The sequence below is a fragment of the Thalassospira australica genome (genome assembly GCF_000763295.1).
Lineage (GTDB): Bacteria > Pseudomonadota > Alphaproteobacteria > Rhodospirillales > Thalassospiraceae > Thalassospira > Thalassospira australica.
Genome location: NZ_JRJE01000023.1, coordinates 1 through 19,812, shown reverse-complemented (window position 1 = coordinate 19,812; position 19,812 = coordinate 1). Strand labels below are relative to the sequence as shown.

Below are 19,812 nucleotides of genomic sequence, written 5' to 3'. Positions count from 1 at the left end.
TGTGGTGCTCCTAACCCGGCCAACTCCTAATCAGAAATGTTTTGGAAACAGATAATATCTTTGAATGTTTCCGGGGTATGGAGCTTCGTATGTTGGTCAGTGATGTGCTTTTTCAGGGCCGTTTCTACATTCTGTTTCAAAGTATTCTGAAAAACACCCGATAACTCGGAAATATCAGCAGATATGTCCCAAGCTCTTCGATGACGGTGGGCCCTTCTTTACCCTAGTGATGAGGAAAAGTGATTCTCATCATGAGTGTGCCGGGGTTGCTGGGCTGTGGGTTTACTGTCGCGTCTGTCGATTGTGTTGGTTGTCTTTTTGCCGTTTTTAACCGGACCCGGTTTGGGTGCCCGGGCGGAGACGGTAGAAGAACGCGAGGCAGCCGTTCTTCAGGCCATCGGCAAAATACCGGAAATATCGATCTACCTTCCAAAAGAACTTGACCGGAATGGTCGGGTCTACGGGGCAACGCTTGGGCGTAAAAAACGCAGCGCCGTTTTCTTTGATGCCAACGAAAAGGACACGGAAAAGGACGAGAGCTGGTTGGTTCTGGTGCCGTTTGAGGCGCTGGATTTTGCCGATATCTACAGCGAACCGACGGATGTTGGCCTTAACACGATCCGTGCCGAGAAGGGCTATCTGATCATCGTGCGCGAGGCCACAGAACTTGATCTTGATAATACGGCCTCATCCATCAAAGATCAGTTGGCGACATATGCTGGCAAGACTTCGAAGTTAAAACTCAAAAGCGGGGTGAACTTTTTAGGCCAGGTCGATATCACCCGATCAGAAATGATTGCCCCCCTTGTCCGGCCCCTTGATTTCAGAAAAACCGAAACGTCCCTGACCGGGGTTGTTGGTCAGGATCTTTTGGCATTTTACCTTGATGGGACCAAGGCGGTTGACGTCAAGGAGCGCAACAAGCTTGCCCTTTCGATGATACTTGACGGCATTCGACCGTCAAAAATATCGCGCTTTGTCAGCAGCAAATCCATGACGCTTACGGTCACTGGATCGGAAGCTGGTCGGTTTCTCGTCGGGGGGGCAACCGATCTTTCGATTGGCATGGGGGTGCGTAAGCTAAATGCCATCGGTGAGATCATCCTGAACCCGACCCCGGGGGACGATGACCGCCGGTTCGAGATCACCGCAAATGTACCGGAAAAAGAAGCCAGCCGGCTCCGGTATAATGGCGGGACGGCAACGGCGCTTACAGTGACGTTTGGTCTGACCAAAGAGTTTGAGCAGGTATTGACCGCATCGGGTAGGGCAAAAACAAGCAGCGGTCAGACATTTGAAATTGCCGCCGATCTTGATACCGAAGACGGGCGCAAAGAGTTTGACCTGATCCTTGGCGGGCCGTCCCTGAATGCTTTGACAGAGTTGGACATTCCCGGGTTTGGCGAAGTCCGGGTGCAAAATGTCACGCGCAATGGTCGATTGACGGTTGGCGAAACGCGGGCACGCGACATCGATGGTAAAATCTTTATCGCGGAAGAAAAGGGCAAAGCGGCCTATGTGGCCTTTGTCCCGGAAAAAGGGGCCTTTCGAACCGATGCTTTTTTCCCCGGTGTGCGGGGAACGGCTTTCGATATCAAGGGGATTCCTGATGGCCTGTTCTTCTATATGTCTGAAGATATCAAGGAATTTGATCCCGGCAAACTGCCCGGTGCGATGCGTGAACTTCTGGGGCGTGTTGCACCCGATCTTGACCCGCGATCTATTAAATCTGGCACCCCCAATGGTAGCAAATACGATGTTTTGAATGTTCTGTTTTCCCAGCCTGATATCCGCCAAAGCCCATATGGCAGGGTTCTTGGATATCTTGGCAAACAGGGAGCGTCGGTTTCCTTTACAGGGCAGGTCGATAGCAGATTGTTTGACGAGCCAGAAGACGATATCGACGAGTATTTCCGCCGGTCACGTGACGGACGTCGTGTTGAAAAGGACATTATCGACTCTTTGCTTGTGACAGGCACCGTCAGCGACTTCCGGCTTGCAAGTTTGCCGGGCTTTAAGGCGCTTGATACCGGACTTGGGATCTATTTCGACGGCACGAAGAACGGCTCCTATGCTGCGGTCGCAGGGATTACCGGGCAATTGACTTTGCCGGGATGGAAGAATGCGCGCGATTTTGGCGTTTCGGTTGGATTGGAGGCAAAGGTTGATGCATCGGATGCGTTGGTTCTAAGTGGCGGCGAATTTGATCCGGGCACGGTGAATTTGAAGCGCGGTGGTCTTGCAGTTGAAACACGGATCAGCCGCAATGCTGCAAACCGTCCGATGCTTGAGCATATCAAGTTGAGTGGGCAGATTTCCTTTGATGAGTTGCTTGATATTCCGGTCGGGAATCTCAAAACCCTTAGATTTGAAGAGGTGTTCCTATCACCACGTGGCATAGTTGCATCGCTTGATTACGGGCGGGCCAAAGGGCAGCTGTTTATATCGCGTTCAAATGACGACATCATTCTTGGGATCGCCGCCCAGAACCTTGAACCTGATGCGGTGATCCCCGGTTTGGCGGAAACATCGCTTGGGGGGATCGAAAGTCCGCAACAGGCCATCTTGCTGCGTCTGGACCGGAACGGAAATGTCGCGCAGAACGAAAACCGTCTGAGCTTAACCGACTTGCCCAAACCGCTTGAAGCGGCAGTGCGTCAGGCTAGCGGTATGGGCCAGTCGGGGGCGGATGACATCACATTGGTTCCCGGTGCGAATTACTGGTCGGAATATTCGGTCGCGAAAAACCAGGTTCTTTCGCAAATCTTTAAATCAACAACAAGTAGCGCTCCACAGATTCTGTCCGTGCGCGGTGTATTGCCAGCACACCTGTTTCAAACATTGGTGAAATCACGCGGCAAGGCCATTACGCGACCAAAAGCCAGCGATCTGGAGGGGATTAACCTCATCGCGGAAATTCCCGGATTTAAATTGCCCGGGATTGAGGAATTCTTGCAGATAGAAGGGGCGGCAAACCTGACGATCAAAGGTCAGGATGGGGAGTTGTTCGCCGGCATTGAAATGCCGGTTGCCGGGCGGCTGCCATTTTTGAATGTTGATATCCGTTCGGATGCGAAGGCGCATATTAAAACAAACGACAAACGCGACGTGATGCTGGCGATTGAATTGCCGGTGGAGTTTGCGTCACGGTATGACAATAAGTCGCTTAAAATCAAAAGCATGGCTTCCTTGTCACTTGGGATGGGACAACGTGATTTCGGCCTTACCGTTCAAGGGGATGCAAACCTTCGTGATCTTGTGGGCTATGACATACCCGGTCTTGGTGATCTGGCGTTAAATGATCTTCGGCTTGCGCCCGGGATGGCGTATGGATCGGTGAAACTTGGTCCGTCGCAGTCCGATTTTGCGATGATTTCATTCAAGGACACGCCGATGGTTGCGATTGCCAGTTCGGAGCTGACAGCGGACATCCTGATCCCCGGATTGGACAAAACACCGCTTGCGGGCCTGAATATCAGCCAGTCTACATTGCTTTATGCCAAGACGGGGGCTGCACCGAATTTGGGCAAGATTGCAAGTATGACCGGCTTGCCAGAAGGTTTCCGCGATGTCCTGAACCGCGTTGGGCAAAGCGACATTCCGTGGTCGGGTGGGTTATATCTTGATGCGACATCCGATATTGGGCGATCACCGGTCATCAGCAAAGTATTGGGTACACTGGGGCAAAGTAACCCCAAGCCCGTGCGTCTTTATGGCACCCTTCCCGGCGATGTCCTAGCCCAGCTAAGTGCTATGGGGCGGGGCAAATCAACCAAATCCGGAGCAGCAGGAGCGTTGCTTGCGCAGGTTAATCTGAAGGCAGGTTTGCCAGATGTGAAACTGCCCGGCGCACCGGAAGTCCTGGCACTCCTTAAGGGGGAGTTCGCCATTCGGGGTGAGCCGTCAGGCGGAGATGGGAGTACGCGACTTAAGGCCGGTATTGCGGGAACTTTTGATCTGCGTGTTCCGTTGCCTGCGGAAAAACTATCCGTCGATGGCTTTGTCGAAGTGGATGCAGGGACAGCGAAACGCGATGTAGTCTTGCGCATCGATGCAAAAGGCGTTTTAGGCCGGAACGAAAAGCCGTTCGCAATTTCGGGAAATGTTGGTCTTGGCGGGACTACAAAAACCGCGGCGTTAGATTGGACGGGCGATATCAGCCTTGCCGATCTAAGTGGACTTGATGTTCCCGTTTTATCGGAGATCACCCTTTCGACAGCCCGGATTTCAACGCGGGAAGTCTCGGGGAAAGTTGAACTTGCCGGAGCGCAGACCGTCTTTTCAATCTTTCGCGATACCGGCGCCAAATTGCCCGTGCTGGCCTTGGCACAAAAGCGATTTGATGCCGCACGTCTGATACCGGGGATTGCGGGAACACCCCTTGATAATGCGGTTCTGGAAAATGGTGCGCTGGTTCTTGCCCCACCGGGAACATCAGGCACGCTTGAGGCCGCTGAACTTCCGGAAATCATCGCGGCAGCCCTGTCGGACAAGGAAGCCGCATTCTCCACACTTGCGTTAAAGGAAGGGCTTAATCTTTCGGTTGCAGCCGCAATCAAGGATAACTCACCACTTGGAAAAGCATTGGGAACGGTTGGTACAGGCCAACGCGATTTTCGTTTCTCCGGGCAGTTACCCGCACGGCAACTTGAAGGGTTGATCAAAGGGCAAAAACCGCAATTTAGTCCCGATGAGTTGCGCGATGTTGCGCTTTATGCCGATGTTCCAGAAATCTCGATACCCCATGTCGGCAAGGTCGTGGCGTTGCAGTCGAGCCGGTTGAGCCTTACGGGAACCAATGTACTTGATGATGACGGCAAAGCCACTGGTGAGGTCGTTGTTAAACTGGCGGCCAATGGTGGTTTGATCTTGAAGCTGCCGGGCAAGGAGCTTCAGCTTGATGGGAAGCTGGCTTTTGAGAAGAACAACACCGCAACCCGGCTTTTGTTGTCGGGATACACGCCGGTTAACTGGGAACGTGCGTTTGGTATTCCGTTCCTGACACTTGATGAAATGCGGGTGTCAGCCGATCTCGATCAAGCAAACAGTCAAACCGGTATTCGACTTGCCAGTGCGACGAAAGTGCTGGTTTCGGGCAAAAGCATGGAAGCCAAGGGCGATATTGAATTCTCCAGCACCGGGTTAAAGGATGTTGTTCTTGCGCTAGAAAATGATCTTTCGGTCGGAGATATTCCGGTTATCGGCACCTTGCCGCTGATCAATGAGTTCAGCCTGAAGTCAGCGCAGATTTCGCGTGCCGGACTTGTGGCGACGGTTGATTGGCCTGTTTTGGGTTTGAATGACGTCAAACTGTCGGCTCAGAAAGTAGGCGGCAGTAATGTCGGGCTTTTGAAATTGCCCGGAATTGATTTGGCGCGTTTGATCGAAAAGGCGGGTGGGGCTGCAAATTCCGTGTTGTCGGGCATCAAATTGCCGGAAGCCGGATTGATTTTAAACAGCAGCGCGGTTGCACTCAGTGCCCTTCAAAGCCAGACGTCTGATGCCAATGCGCTATCGGACTTGCTGGCAAGTTTGCCCAGCCAGAATATCGAAAGCGGTATGACACTGGTTGGGCGGATAGGGCGGGAAAACCTGCCAAAACCGGTGGCCGACATATTGGCCAGTCAGTTGCATTTCTTTGACATGGTTCAGGGGGATCTGATTGTTTCCGGCCGGATTGGCAATCTTTTGAAAAAGTCCGGCGCGTTTGAGCTGGCGGCCGACCTTCCACGTTTCAAGTTTCCCGATATTTTCGAAATTCCCGGTGTTCTGGCGCTGGATGATACCAAGGCACGTTTTGCACTTGGCGCGGATTTGACAAAAAAGACTGCGCATCTTGGTGTTTATTCCGATCTGTCTTTGCAGCTTAATGCGCAAAAAATGACCCTGTCGGGCGGGCTTGGTGTTGCAAAGCAGGAAACGGGCATGGAGCTGGCGTTAACGGGACAGTCGCTGATTGACTGGAAAGGGGCGTTTGGCCTGCCGTTTGTCGATTTGGAGGATATCGGCCTTCGTGGACGATTGGCATCGATTGGCGGTGGAAAGCAGCTTGATGTCGGTCTTGATGCCACGACCCGGATTGATGGTCATGCGGTTAAGGGACTTTGGGAAATTCAGGCACGTGATGGCGCGCTAAAAGACGTTGTTCTTTCAATCGAAAACGATCTTAAGCTGGCAGACGTTCCGTTTATCAAGAACATTCCGGGCATCGGATCGGTTGGCGATTTTCAGATTGCCAATGCGTCGATATCAATGCGCGGACTGTCGGCAAATGTGAAATGGCCATCGCTTGGTCTTGATGGGAAAACGGCCTTCTTCTCATCGGGGAAGCAAGTGGTTGCCATGATGGAAGTTCCCGATCTTGATTTCGCAGCATTTGGCAATTCAGCACCGGGTGAGATCAAGAAAATACTTGATGGTCTTAGCGGTCTTAAGTTTCCCAAAGCCGTCCTTAGCTTTTCATCCGGGCGTGTTGACAATGTGAAAACCGAAACGCTGCCCGATGTTGCCGGGGATATGGTGCGCGGAATTTACGGGGATGATGCGGTTATTCAAATACCAGATGGTGTTGCCATGATGGCCAGCATGACGCCCGATGACTTACCAACGTCGCCGGTTGATCTGAAGAACATGCTGATAGAGGACCTTGGTCTGTTCGGGCCATCAGGTGCCCGGATCGACCGTCTTATTCTGGCCGGGGGACTTGGCGGTATTCTATCGGGAAATCCCAATATTTATCTGGCGGCAAAATTACCCAAACTTGAGTTTGGCGATGATCTGAAATCCTTTGCCAGCCTTGTGAATTTTGACCGGGCCGGGTCGGAGTTCTTCTTGCAGTTTTCTCTTGAACATCTGGCCGCCCGGGTTGGGGTTGCAGGGAATGTAACGCTTGATATTCCGCGTCTGGCGCAACCTGATATCCGTGACAAGGTGGCGTTCAAGGGAAGTCTTCTTGCCAGCATCGATGCGGTTTCATGGGCCGGGGCGTTCAAGCTGACCGGGGCGATTGATGGCGACTGGAGAAGCCCGCTTGGCATCAACGACAATGTCACCTTGCGCAAGGCAGCGATTACTGTCGGTGGGGATCCGGACGGGTCGGCTGAATTCGGGATCAAATCGGCCGGGCAATGGCGATTGCTTGATCCGGACAATGGTGGAAAGAAGAGTTTCGATTTCACATCCGAATTTGTCACCAGCATCAATTTCGCGGCAGCAGGGATACCAATCCCCAAGAAACTGGGCATCAATCTTGAATTCGGGGAACAAACCGAATTGTCGATGCTGACCCAGCTTGAACTTATGGATGCGGCTATGCGTGGTGTTCTGACAGGTCCGCTTTCGGGCGAGATTGCCAAGGGGCTTGGGCCGGCCGCAGCAAACGGATTTAATACCTTTAAAGGAACTTTGAACGATTCCAACACCAGCCTTGTCAAGGTGATGCAGCTGGATAAATTGCCATTGCGACTTTTGTCGGTCAAAGGCGCACAGGTCATGTTCCGTACACCGGGTGCCGTGATACCGGGGGAAGAAGGTGAATCCACGGTCGGGTTTGTTACCAAGGGGCGTTTCTTTGCCCGTTTGATGGGCCAAGCACCCCGCGAACTGGGTGCGCTTGATAATCGACTGACATTCAAGGACGGATTGAAAGTCTATGGCGATCTGAAGCCGATCAAATTGGGGCTGTTGGATCTGCGACAGGCCAATATCGATATCGGTGCGGGCCTTAATCCGATCACCCAGCCGCCGCATTTCAAACTTGCGGGCGACGTGTCGTTGTTCCCCGGGACGTATGACCGGACGGTTGTGAACCTGTCCAAAGATCAAATTTCATTCCGGATCATCAAAGACTACGGCGAAATTGGCAAGCTCGACATCAAGGCCGAAACACCTGAAGGGGCGAACCTTCTTTCATCGGATACCGACTTTATCGTGAAGGCGACCGGGGAAACCGGGATCGACAATGTGCTGTTCGAGCAGATTTTCCCGGTCCTGAAAATACCGCCCGCGGTCGAAACCTGGCTTAAGCAGACAACACCACTATTTATCAGCGGGTTTAGCTTTGAGGGGGCTTCAAAGTCGTTCATCAAGGGCAATCCTTTGATCCTGTCGGTGAAGCACAAGATCTTTGGCGATCCGGATGTTCCAGATGTTACGGTCACCATGGAACCGATTTGGAAAACCGGCAAGATACAGGACCTGTTTCTTGGCAGTCAGGTGATCGATGCACTGGGGAAAAGCTTCTTCTCCTATTTGCAAGAACATCCACAGAAAATCCGGGTCAATGATCTTGGCCCGCTTAGGCTTGCCGCAGATGCCGAGCTTAGTGCCGCAACAATTGAGAAAAATGGGGAAAAGCAGAACGCGTTGGTGCTGAAAGCCAAGGCGGACATGCTTGGCCTGACCAACAAGTCAGTCATTATTTCGCTTTTGCCAACCCACTTTGTATTGCGAACCACAGATAAGCTGGCAGGCCTGTTTAAGTCCGATATTTTCGTCTGGTCGGAAGGGGGCTCGATACTGGTGCCCGAACGTGTGGAATACTGGGCGGATGTGGATAACGGCCTGACCGACTGGTTGCAGGTCAAGATGGGGGCGGTGATCTCCAAAGGGCGGGACGACGTCAACAAGAACCTTGATATCGCGCAAAAGAACCTTGCCAGGGCAAAGTCCAGTGTCGAGAACATTGAACGGCAGATTGAAAGCAAACGGGAAAAGGTTCGAGGTCAGCGCGAGCAGGGGGCAAGTCTTCTGCGCCGGGCACGCGATACCGTGAGTGATCAGAAGGCAAAACTGTCGTCGCTTGAAAACACGCGCAACAATCTGCGTCGCCAACGACTGGCAGCGGAAAGCAGTTGGAACGTTTTTGAAAAACTGAAAATTCCGGGACTTTGGATTGCAGAGCAAGGTGTTGTGGTCGCCATCACGATTGCACGCGAAACCCTTAGTATTGTCGAGAGCGGGCTGGAAGTCGCAGCACGGACTGTTGAAAACTTCCCGGTCGATTTGCACCCCGAGGTCGCACCACTGATCTTTGCGAAGTCAACAGCACTGGCAGCAGTTGCCGTGGCAGATACCAGTGTTAAGGCTGCACAATCAGTCGCCAATAATACGATCACGCTGGCCGATAAATTACTGCAAGGGGCCATCAAACCGGCAAACCTGAACATCAAACGCGCAACGATGAAAGGGGCCTTGGCTGCCAACATCGTAGATACTAAGGGTGAGCTTTATCTTGAGGGGGATTTCTGGAACCACAATGATATCGAAACCAAGATTGCCTTTGATGTCGGGCGCCCCCAGAACACGCAAATCGGTGATCTTGCGCGTTTGTTCCTCGCATTGTTTGAAAATCAGGAAGTCACATTCTTCCGCCGTACAGCACCGAAAAAACCGGTCGATATCGCACGGCTTGCCTTAAATGAAGAAGAACTGGCCGCCCAGCGAGAACAGGCACGCATTGATCGTGAACAGCGCGAAAAAGAAGAAGCCGAACGGTTAAAGAACCTGCGGGCCGATATGATCGCGAATGCCCGGGGCAAGTTGCCAAATTCTGGTAAGAACGTGTCACTGCGTCAGCCAAATAGTGACCAATGTCTGACGATGACCGGGCGTGATGCGTTTGATAGCCGGTTTAAGGAAATCGCCTTGCGTGATTGTGTCGGTGGTTTAGCGCAGGCATTCACTTTCAAGGACGACGGATTTGTTGCAATCGGGGACCCTGCCGGAACCTTGTGCCTTGATCATTACAACAACCAGGTCGTTGGCTATGCCTGTAATAACGATACTGCCCGGCGTTACATGGTAAGCGAAGGACGCATTACCCAGCAGGACAGTGATAGGTGCTTTGAAATTGACAGTAAGGGCGTTGCACAGTTCCGAACATGCAACGATGGAAAGTCACAACGGTTTGAAGCCGTTTATCTTCATAACCTTGCGATGGGGCGTGACGTCAAACGCAATGGTAGCCTAACAGGTGCCGAGCTTACCGACGGCAATACATCGGCCAATGTCGAGACGCCGGCGGCCTTGACGCCAACTGTCATGATTGATCTTGGCAAGGTGTACCGGATTGATCGGGTGAAGCTGTTTGGGATTGATCATAAGACGGCTGATCTTGTGATGATGATCTCAGCCGATCCGTTTGATGGTGTGCCGGTTTGGTCCTGGCCCAATGACGATATCAAACGGTATCGCACTGCCGATCTCGTCAGTGGGCAGGGTTTCCTGACCGATGGTGTTGAAGGGCGTCATATCATGCTGACACGAGAAGCCTATGGTGCCCTGAACCTTGCCGAGGTCACGGTATTTGGTGAACCCAAAGCGGTCCGTGATGGCAGCACGGTTTTGCCCGTTCGCAACATTGCACGTGGCAAGAAGGCATGGCAGCGATATGACGACAGAGGCAGTAGCGCAGCATCCTATGCGGTTGATGGAAACAGCTTTGCCTTGCGTGAACCCGGTCGTGGTCTGAATGGAAGCTGGATGGAAAGCCGCGACGGCAATCTTTGGTGGGAAGTCGATCTTGGCGGGTATTATCCGATCCGTGAAGTGCGGTTGCATGCTCATCGCTCTGAAAGCCTGATGGACACTGAAGTCCTTCTGACCAATGAGCCAATTGGCCGTGGGTTGTATCGTGGCTTTACCGGGGATGGTGTCATTCGACAGTCAATCACCACGGATCAACGGCAGGCAGGCCTATCATTCAAAGAGAATGTCGCACGCTATGTCCGGGTCCGGACAGTGAATGGCACAGAACTTGGATTGGCCGAAGTTGAAGTCATGAGTACGGGGCGTGAGGTCAGCAAACCGCCCGCACCACCCAAATATGAAAACTTGGCTTTAAACAAGCCGGCTACGATGTCACGGCAACTGGCCTCGGCAACTGTTGCGGCAAACGGCAATGATGGCATTGCGGGTCAGGAAGAAAACCAGATGGCCTATGCGCGGGCTGATCGTCATCCATGGTGGCAGGTTGATCTGGGCGCGAATTACAGGATTGAGCGGATTGTTGTCGACAATTACAACCGCAGCCAGCCGGTATTGAACCGGATGAACGGGGCGCGTGTCTTCATTTCGCAATACCCGATTGAGACACAGGACCTTAGTGTACTTGAAAAAATGCCATCCATCCGGACGTTGAATTTACAAGGTGGTCGCAAGACATATGATCTTGGTATTCCCGATGGGGTATATGGGCGTTATGTCCGGATACAGGCCAAAAGTAACGAGTATCTGAATTTTGCGGAGCTTTCGGTGCTGAGCCGCGACCCGGCTGGAAAAGCAAGTGCTGAAAATCTGGCAGCCGGAAAAACAGTGTCTGCGTCAAGCAGCTATCCCGATAACCCGCCAGAACGCGGCGTGGATAACTGGATGGGCGGGTTGTTCCATTCGACCGAAGAACACCGCCCATGGTGGGAAGTTGATCTTGGTGGACACTATCCGATCGAGCTGGTGCGCATTTTTAACCGAACCGATTGTTGTTTTGACCGTCTTTCCGATGTGCGGGTAACGGCATCTAATTATCCGTTCAGCCGCATGGATGATTTCGCATTCTATGATCATGTTGCGAAAGGTGACCGAACCATAACACTTAGCAATCAGCCGGTCGCGGATGCGCGGTTTGTTAAAAACGGCAAGCCCGTTACCGCACGTTACATCCGCCTTCAGGCACCTGATAACCGGGTGCTGAATTTCCGTGAAGTTCAGGTGTTTGGACAGAACGTCCCGGGCGGGTATTCAGAAAAGGATCCGTATGGTCCGGTTCCTTCATTTGAACAGGCGTATTTGCGTCCTGCCAACTATCCGTATTGCATGACCCTGTCAGGCAATGTGATGCAGACCGGGGCGTGTGATCAGAAATTTGGCCTGTTCCGCGATGGCACGCTTCGTCTCGCGGGGAATAGGGACAAATGTCTGTCTGAACCGGTTAACAAACGCGATGCTTACAGATTTGAAAACTGTGATCCGGTAGAGCCACGCCAGAAGTTTGAATATCAGTGGGTTTCAAGCGACGAGCGCCCCAAAGAGCTTCGGGATAAAACCTCGGCTAAAATCAGAAACCTGAATTCGGGGCTTTGCATTGATATGGCGTCCTCTCAGGTTGGAATGGGGACACGGATGCTGCCACATGAATGTGCATCAAGTAGCTATCAGGAATGGGCGTTTACACGACATCAGGACTATCATCTGATCAAGAGCGCATTCGGGATTGAGAGTTACGGTCGCGGGCGGCGTCGCCTTGATGTGAACAGTCAGCGTGAAGCCGTTATTTACCGAGGCAATGGTGATCGCTCTCAGCAGTGGGAAATGATCGGCCACCCCGCGGATAGTCGCGGCACATTCCGTCTGCGCAGTGTTGCCAACGGTTCTTGTCTTGAACCGGAGAGCAACAAAAGTCATGCGAAAATCAAGACCTATAGTTGCCGGTCAACGACCAAGGGCCAGTTGTGGCGATGGAACGGGTCGCGTTTACAGCATGATCGTTCTGGCCTTTGCATGGATGTCCGCGGTGCCAGCGACAGGGATATGACCGAACTGATCCTTTATTCTTGCCACAATGACTGGAACCAGAAATGGCGTCACTAGTAAGGGTTTTGCTTGTCATGGGGTTTTGCACGGGCGTGACAACCGGGGTGTCTGCCCAAACGTCGCACGAGGATTACGAACTTGAAACCCCGTCTCCCCAGGAAATCGAAATATGTCTTGTGATCATTGACGAACTTATGGCCGAGGCCAAAGACATGGATGGGGAAGACGTTCGTATTGAACAGGAAGAGGCAGAGAGTTTCTGCCGATCCGGGGCGTTTTTTGCGGCCATTGACGAAGCATTGGGCGAAGAAAGCAGCGACATTGATGATCAGACATCAAGTGACGATGATGCCCCGATCGACCGCCCTGATTGGGTTAGATAAGACGGCTATGCTGTGCCGGTTCTTGTTTGGTGCAAAACAACCTGAATTGTTGCCCGAACAGGGTAAATGCAAAACCAAACTGTATGACCGCCGAGAGGATCGCGGGCCAACCTTCCCCCACAATCGGTGAGGTTAAGCGGGCGAAGAATTCCAGTCCAAACTGCGCAAGGCCGAGCGGCAAGACAAAGTAAACAAGCAGAATGAAAACCACGACAGGCGCACCTGACAATGTTGTGCCGTGACGGGCCCTCCATAAAGAAATGCCGTACATCGCCAAAACGTCGCGCCCAAGATACAAGATCACAAGCAGCAGTTTGTCGGTCGCCTCGACACTGATGTCGGAAAATATGGCGGCGATCGCGATCAGGCCAGATAGTAAAATACCGGTCTGAAAACTGCGCGGAACATATCGCAGTAACGATGTGGTGGTTGTTCTTGAAAGGCGATCCGTTAGAACCGCCAGATGATTGGGGCCTATCGGTTCAAGACATAAAAGACCATAAACCAAAGCAGCTCCACCCAGCGTGATCAATTGAATATGGTCAACGCCGCCTGAAAATAATGTTCCGATGTAATAGAGGCTATAGGGCAGGGTTTCGAGCCCGCCAATGGTAAGGGCAAAAGTGATGAGGAAGACCGGCCATGCCCAGATTGAAGGTGGGTGGGCCAAAAGGTGGCGCAAAACCATGACCGATCCGATGACTGCCCAGACAATGCCAAACAATGTCGCCCCCAACATGAATATCGGTAAGTCGATATACCATCCATACCAGAGAACACCGTCCAGAACATTGGATATGCTCCCCGTGCCATAGGCCTGCGATAACAAGGGAAAGGCAACGACAAGCCCGACAATCTGCATGCCCAAATGGTGCATTTTGCCGACGTCATTGCCTTCGGCCTGTTGTCGATAAATGAACATCAGCTGAGCGAGGAAAGTTGTGGTGTGTGCAACCAGTCCTGCGACAATGAAGGATGAAATGACCACTGCGATTGTTGTCAGATCAAGCCAAGAGGCCTCGGCAATACCATAAGCCAGCATGGCAATGGTGCCACCGATCCAGACAGTGACTGTTCTGCCAAAAAGTTTTGACCAGACAAGGGTGAATGCAGATTGTCGCGACAGTCTGACCAGATCCCAGGTGTTGTGCTGAAATTCATCGGCCAGTGTTTCGCTGACAAGGCGGGTGCCGCGGAGCATCACAACAAGTATGAACAGGATTTTTGCAACACGTTCGGTGAAGAATGAAAAGCTCAAATCGTCAATCGCAACCGACACCGCGATCAGACCAAGAACAGTTCCGACATCAATGATCACGTTCTTCTTGAACTTGCCAAGCAAAAGGTTCTTACGAAATTCGCTGATCATTCCTGATCCGTTTTGTTCGTCATCCGTGTATAGGCATCGCGCAAGGACTCTCGCGATGGCGCATTGATTTCAGCAACGCAGCGAACTTTGACATCGGCAGCAAACAAGTTCTTAAGAAGCATATGCTGTTCGTTTTCGTTCCCGTTAAAGCGTACGATGATTGTATTGCCGTTCTGGGTGATGTCACTGCATTGTGTGTTCTGTGACAGAATGAGCAAGGCTCTTTCGGTCGAGGCCAGATCATCAATAAGTTCAATTTGAAGCTGTCGTGGTTCGCCAATCCCGGTCTCTAGAAAATGCTGTAGGTCGCGTTGCCCGATGAGTTTCCCGTCTTCCAGCATCACGATGTTGTCACAATAATCTTCCAGCTCGGCCAGGATGTGCGAGGATACGAGAAGGGTCAACCCGTCCTGACGCAAGGCTTCAAACAGTTTTGACAATGCCAAACGGGCATCAGGATCCAGTCCGGTCGCAGGTTCATCAAGGGCAAGAAACCGCGGGGCATGCACGATGGCCTGACCAATCGCGACCCGTTGACGCCAGCCCCGTGACAGGCTGCCGGTCAGTTCATCGCGTTTACTATAAAGATCAAGACGGTGCAGTGTGTCTTCCACGGCCTGCTGTGCTGAGGTGCCGCGCATACCGTTGATTGCGGCGGCATAGGCAAGATTATCCGCAACACTTAATGCCGGATAGAAACCAAGCGTATCAGACAGAAAACTGACCATCTGGTGGACTTGCCGTGGATGCTGGGCGACATCGACTTCGTTGACAAAGACCTGTTCCGAGGGGATCGGAAGCATTCCGGTAATCGCGCGCATCAGCGTGGTCTTGCCTGCGCCATTATGTCCAATCAGAGCGGTAATCCCGCCCCGTTCCAAATCAAACGAAACATTATGCAGAGCTTTTTTCCGGCCATAGGAAAATGACAATCCGTTAATTGAAATCAATTTATGCACGACCCAACAATGTCCTTCGGATTTTTGGTGCTCGCGGTTTTGATGAGTTTTATCCGTCGAATTTTCAGGTGATGCAACCGAGAGAATCCCGGAAATCCGGTCATGTTCGGGACGGCATGAGATGTCTTTGGCGCGAAGTGCAACTACGGTCCGGATTCACATGACTGTTATCGAATGCACGAAGTTTTCCGTTTGTCCCAGCGTCTTTTGAAGAACGAAAAAATGACGGGGAAAACTTGACGTTCTGACCCAACAAGTTCGTCTGGCGGTTTTGCGCGTCTATCTTTGAAGAGCTTGGAAATGCGCCTGAGAAGGGCGCGCTGACGGAATATAAAAAAATCAGGGCATCCGGGGCGAATTCGAAATATCGGATTTTTGAGGGAGAAATAAGACGATGAAGGTTGTCGGAGTCGTTTGCGCATTTGCAATGATCGCATCTATCGCCGTTATGAACGCACCGGCGACGTCTGCGCAGGAAAGCTATGACGAAGGGCGGTTCCGCACCGTCATTATCAAACGGTCAGTCGGTGACGGCAACGACGACATCCGCTATGGCACTTTGATGATTGATAGCAAAACCGGTCGTAGCTGGATCCTTGATGAACAGCAGGGGAAATGGGTGCCGGTTGGATACCGCGAACCTGGCAATAACATCATTTTGCAGCCGGGAAACTAGGCAGAAGAAGCGGTATCTGGTACGGGGGAATCTATGAAAGTCTTGGGCAAGGTTTTGGGTGGCGCGGTGGTCATTGGATCACTAGCGGGCTGTGTTACGCAGTCAACCCATACGCCACAAACAGTGCAATCGGACGTCAAGCTCTCGGAAAGGATGAATCCGACCGCGCTAAATATTGTGCGCAGTGAACTTGATGAGAGTGCGGTTATTGGCGATCAGGTCGGGCAGTACCGTGCCGAAGGAATTCTGCATTTGGCCAATGGTGAATTCGCAGAAGCCAACAAGTCGATCAACTATGCCCTGTCCCTTGCCCCGGGTGATCCGAATTTGCACTTTCTCAACGGGCTTGTGTATGAATTGAAATCAATGCGCGACGGTCTGGAAGCGAACGATCTGGCGCGGGTTGGTTACGAAACGGCATTTCGGATGGACCCCACCCACTGGATGGCTGCGTACCGTTTGGGGCACTGGCATCTCAAGCATGAGGATTATCATGCAGCACGCCATTTTCTGGCAGAGGCAATGTTGCTCGAAGCGAACAGCCCCGAGATTCTCTATGATTTGGCCGTGGCAAGTTACTATGACCACGATCCTGATACTGCACGGGTGCTTCTTGGGCATTTACCCGATGGTTTTGAACAGGCGCCGAAGGTTATTCGTGCCAATGCGATGACATATGCCGCCTTGGGTGAAGATCAGCGCGCAGAAGAACTTTCCGCGCAATATGTTCAGACGGTTGGTGCATTTCGCGGACGCAAATTGGCCCGTCGCGTGAGCCAGTGGTCAGGATTTTATGATCGTTATCGGGGTGAGGAAACCGTCCGCAACGCCAATTTCTTCGGTGGCAGTGGTGGGAGTACATCACTTGGACCGCTTGGCAGTGGCGGTGGGGCGAGGACCGTTGACAACACATCCGGACCATCATTGCAGAACATGGTGGTCATTGATGTTGTGATCATTCGCCAGGAAGAGTCCAGTGCGACGTCTCACGGGGTGAACTTGCTCAAATCCTTACAGGTCACTTTTTCTGGAAATCCTCTGGATTGGGCGAATAATTTTACATCGAACAACGGGGCTCAGACCAATCAACTGCAACGCAATCAGTCCTTCAAGGTTGCGTTGGGGGATGGATCAAACGGCATTACCTATTCGCTCAATATTGCGAATGTGACAGACAGTTATGCAAAAATCATGGCGCGGCCGTCTTTGGCCGTTCTTGACGGTGAACCGGCTAACTTTTTCCTGGGCTCGGAGGTTACCTATATGGTGACCGGTGATGGTGCAGATTCCTTTGACAAGGAAGTTGGTCTGACCTTGCGTGTGACACCTGAAGTTCAGGGAGATGGTCGGGTACGCGTCGCCGCAACCGCCGAGTTTGATGAATTCACCGGCAAAAGCGATGCGGTCGGGTTCGACAGTCAGATTTCGACCCTTAAGAACAAGATCGAAAGCACCGCGCTTTTGCGGACCGGCGAGACATTGGTTCTGGGCGGAGGGACCCGTTCGAACGAGACCGATACAACGGATGAAGTTCCGGTTCTGGGTAAAATCCCCGTTTTGCAATATCTGTTTAGTAATGCCACGAAACAGAAAAAAGAAACATCGCTTATCATTCTTCTAACACCACGCTTGGCATCATCTGTCGATGAGACAGCAGAAGTAGACGAAATTCTGAGCGATGTTGAAGATGACGCCGGGAAGCCGATTGACAAGTCATCGATGAAGTTGCTGCGTGACCGGTTTGAACATTGGTTTGCGCCAACTAATAACCTGACGAAAACAATGCTTGATCTGTCGAAATCCGATGTGTATCGCGAATTTCGTCGTGGCGATCTTGAATTGATCGACGAAGATGGTGACGGCGATATGGATTTCACCAACGAGGACGATGATCCATCCTTTATCGATCAAATCGTTGAGTTTATCTATTTCTAGTTTTAACAGAAAAGACTGCTAATCGCGTTCCCCATCAGCGTGATATGGAAACAGAAAGGTTGAAGTGTTGCGCCGGGAAGTGATTTTTCTTGGTGCAGGGTTTGACAGATTCCCATCGATTGGGGATTATCCAGATGGATAATAAAAAAAACATCAGAAGTTGGGACAGTTTCTGGTCGTTTGAAAAATCAAACTGACATCCATCAATTGTCGGGGGACTTGGGAGGATGGATAATACGATCTTACGTTCATGCTTTGACGTCAAAGATGTCGAAGACAGCATGCGCTATGAGGTATGGGCCGATAGCATCTCGTGCATTTTTGATATTGATACGGATCAGGAACTACGTAATTCCGACGCCTTTTCTGCGGTAATCGACGCGTTTCGTTTTGATGATTTCATGGTGGCCAATACCAAGACGGTCGAAACCGACTGGTGGCGGACACCATTCCATGTCGCACGTGATGGCATGGACCATTACATGATCCAGCTTTTCCTGCGCGGGGGCATGCGATGGCAGACCCAGCGTGGAAGTGGTGAAGTTAAGACCGGCGATTTAATCGTGTTTGATATGGCCGAGGAAATGCAAAGCCATACCAGCGATTTCAATCATATTTCCCTGATTTTACCGCGTGCACGGTTGGCACCGTTGCTTAAAAACCCGGATGGGCAGCATATGCGCTGTTTGCGCAAGGGAACGCCAATTGCCGATCTGCTCAGCGATTATATGATTCTGCTGGACCGGAATCTTCCCGGACTGAATTACAATCAGTTGCGGCCGCTTTTGCCATCTGTGCTGTCGATGGTTGCAGTGTGCTTGAATGACGCAGACGACCCTGATCAAAGCATGACCTTGTTGCGTCATTGGCGGATGAAACACCAAATCAAAACTTTGATTGCAACAAGCCTTGGCGATCAGAAGCTCAATCCGAACATGATCTGCGACGAACTTGATGTGTCGCGGAGCAATCTCTATCGACTGTTTGAAGAAGAGGGCGGGGTCAAAAACTTTATCCGCCAATTGCGACTAAAGCGTTCCTTGCGAATGTTGCTGATCGATCCGAAAGCCATGGTGTCACAGATTGCGGATGAATGTGGGTTCAGCTCACCAAGTGATTACTGCCGGGTGTTCCGGCATCAGTACGGACTGTCCCCCCGCGATGCCCGGCGCAACAGCACCCCCAGCTCGAAATGGCATCTTGGTCCGGCTATGGAGCTTGATCGGGAATACGAAAACTGGCTCCACAGTTTGGCGGGATAAAAGCTAGACACATCCAGTTGAAGCACTGTTGAAGTTGTAGAGGCGTAGATAAGACGACTGCCGCAATTTGGAGAAATGTCACCTTTTCTGTCATCTAATACGATTGATAAGGGAATAAAACTCAATTTGGTAGTTTCTGTATCTGTGAGGTGGAGAAACTACCAATTGCGAGGCCAAACATTAAGTAACTTCAGGCTCATGTTCGTGTTCCCGCAATATGTCCCCTTCTGATACGACTGCAAAGTGCAAAGTGCAAAGCGCAAGTGACCTAACCATCACTGATCGCGCGCTCAAGTTGCCCGACAGTCACGTCCATACGGTTGTTCAGCGAATCTTTGTTGCAGATTTCGACAAGCTGATGCGTAGCATGAAGAATATGAATAGGTCGGATTGATGGACTGTGTTGGATCCGGTTTTACATTACCTGCGTGTTTGGTGGATGCCGTTTGCATGGGGCGGCTAGTGGTGGCCCAACCCCATCTGGCCGACCCCGTATTATGCACTCTCAATTAAAGAGGGGGCTTGAAATTTGGCGTGGACTCCGCTTTTCTCCAGAAACTTCTCAGTATTGAGCGGGATGCGGAGTTCGCTTGGACTCATACTAGGGTCTGGACTCAATTGGCCCAACATCTGATTGCGAAAATCCGGACCATATTAAGGAAGTTTTCTGCGGACTTTTCGTATCTGATGGTCAGCCGTC

At 51.7% G+C, this 19,812-nt stretch carries 7 protein-coding genes; 5 read left to right on the top strand and 2 right to left on the bottom strand.

Annotation, left to right across the window (positions count from 1 at the left end; all coding sequences use genetic code 11):
• The first annotated feature begins 276 nt into the window (after window positions 1-276).
• Both JF44_RS0110955 and JF44_RS0110950 read left to right on the top strand, forming a co-directional pair.
• A complete protein-coding gene (locus JF44_RS0110955) occupies window positions 277-12,585 on the top strand; it encodes a ricin-type beta-trefoil lectin domain protein (RefSeq protein WP_033069041.1) in 12,309 nt (4,102 codons plus the stop codon).
• Window positions 12,573-12,911, top strand: a complete 339-nt coding sequence (locus JF44_RS0110950; protein ID WP_156111667.1) for a hypothetical protein — start codon at window positions 12,573-12,575, stop codon at window positions 12,909-12,911. Before JF44_RS0110955 ends, JF44_RS0110950 begins: the two co-directional genes overlap by 13 nt.
• Here JF44_RS0110950 and JF44_RS0110945 read toward each other — a convergent pair.
• Together JF44_RS0110945 and JF44_RS0110940 are read right to left on the bottom strand one after the other, a co-directional pair.
• On the bottom strand, window positions 12,904-14,280 hold the full coding sequence (locus tag JF44_RS0110945; RefSeq protein WP_033069039.1) for a hypothetical protein: 1,377 nt from the start codon (window positions 14,278-14,280) through the stop codon (window positions 12,904-12,906). The genes JF44_RS0110950 and JF44_RS0110945 overlap by 8 nt on opposite strands.
• Window positions 14,277-15,239, bottom strand: a complete 963-nt coding sequence (locus JF44_RS0110940) for an ABC transporter ATP-binding protein (RefSeq protein WP_052065770.1) — start codon at window positions 15,237-15,239, stop codon at window positions 14,277-14,279. The genes JF44_RS0110945 and JF44_RS0110940 overlap by 4 nt, the downstream gene beginning before the upstream one ends.
• A 394-nt stretch (window positions 15,240-15,633) precedes the next feature.
• Here JF44_RS0110940 and JF44_RS0110935 point away from each other — a divergent pair, with 394 nt between their 5' ends.
• The 3 genes from JF44_RS0110935 to JF44_RS0110925 all read left to right on the top strand — a co-directional run bounded on the left by JF44_RS0110935 (window position 15,634) and on the right by JF44_RS0110925 (window position 19,112).
• Window positions 15,634-15,915: a hypothetical protein gene (locus tag JF44_RS0110935; protein ID WP_033069038.1), complete on the top strand. Its 282-nt coding sequence runs from the start codon at window positions 15,634-15,636 to the stop codon at window positions 15,913-15,915.
• Between the two features lie 33 nt (window positions 15,916-15,948).
• On the top strand, window positions 15,949-17,850 hold the full coding sequence (locus tag JF44_RS0110930; RefSeq protein ID WP_081944416.1) for a hypothetical protein: 1,902 nt from the start codon (window positions 15,949-15,951) through the stop codon (window positions 17,848-17,850).
• Between the two features lie 227 nt (window positions 17,851-18,077).
• Window positions 18,078-19,112, top strand: a complete 1,035-nt coding sequence (locus JF44_RS0110925) for a helix-turn-helix domain-containing protein (RefSeq protein ID WP_033069036.1) — start codon at window positions 18,078-18,080, stop codon at window positions 19,110-19,112.
• Window positions 19,113-19,812 lie beyond the last annotated feature (700 nt).

Bases quoted from the DNA above. Each gene is read 5' to 3' on its own strand.
- JF44_RS0110950 (WP_156111667.1), top strand. From the start codon at position 12,573: ATGGCGTCACTAGTAAGGGTTTTGCTTGTCATGGGGTTTTGCACGGGC.
- JF44_RS0110945 (WP_033069039.1), bottom strand. From the start codon at position 14,280: ATGATCAGCGAATTTCGTAAGAACCTTTTGCTTGGCAAGTTCAAGAAG.
- JF44_RS0110935 (WP_033069038.1), top strand. From the start codon at position 15,634: ATGAAGGTTGTCGGAGTCGTTTGCGCATTTGCAATGATCGCATCTATC.
- JF44_RS0110930 (WP_081944416.1), top strand. From the start codon at position 15,949: ATGAAAGTCTTGGGCAAGGTTTTGGGTGGCGCGGTGGTCATTGGATCA.
- JF44_RS0110925 (WP_033069036.1), top strand. From the start codon at position 18,078: ATGGATAATACGATCTTACGTTCATGCTTTGACGTCAAAGATGTCGAA.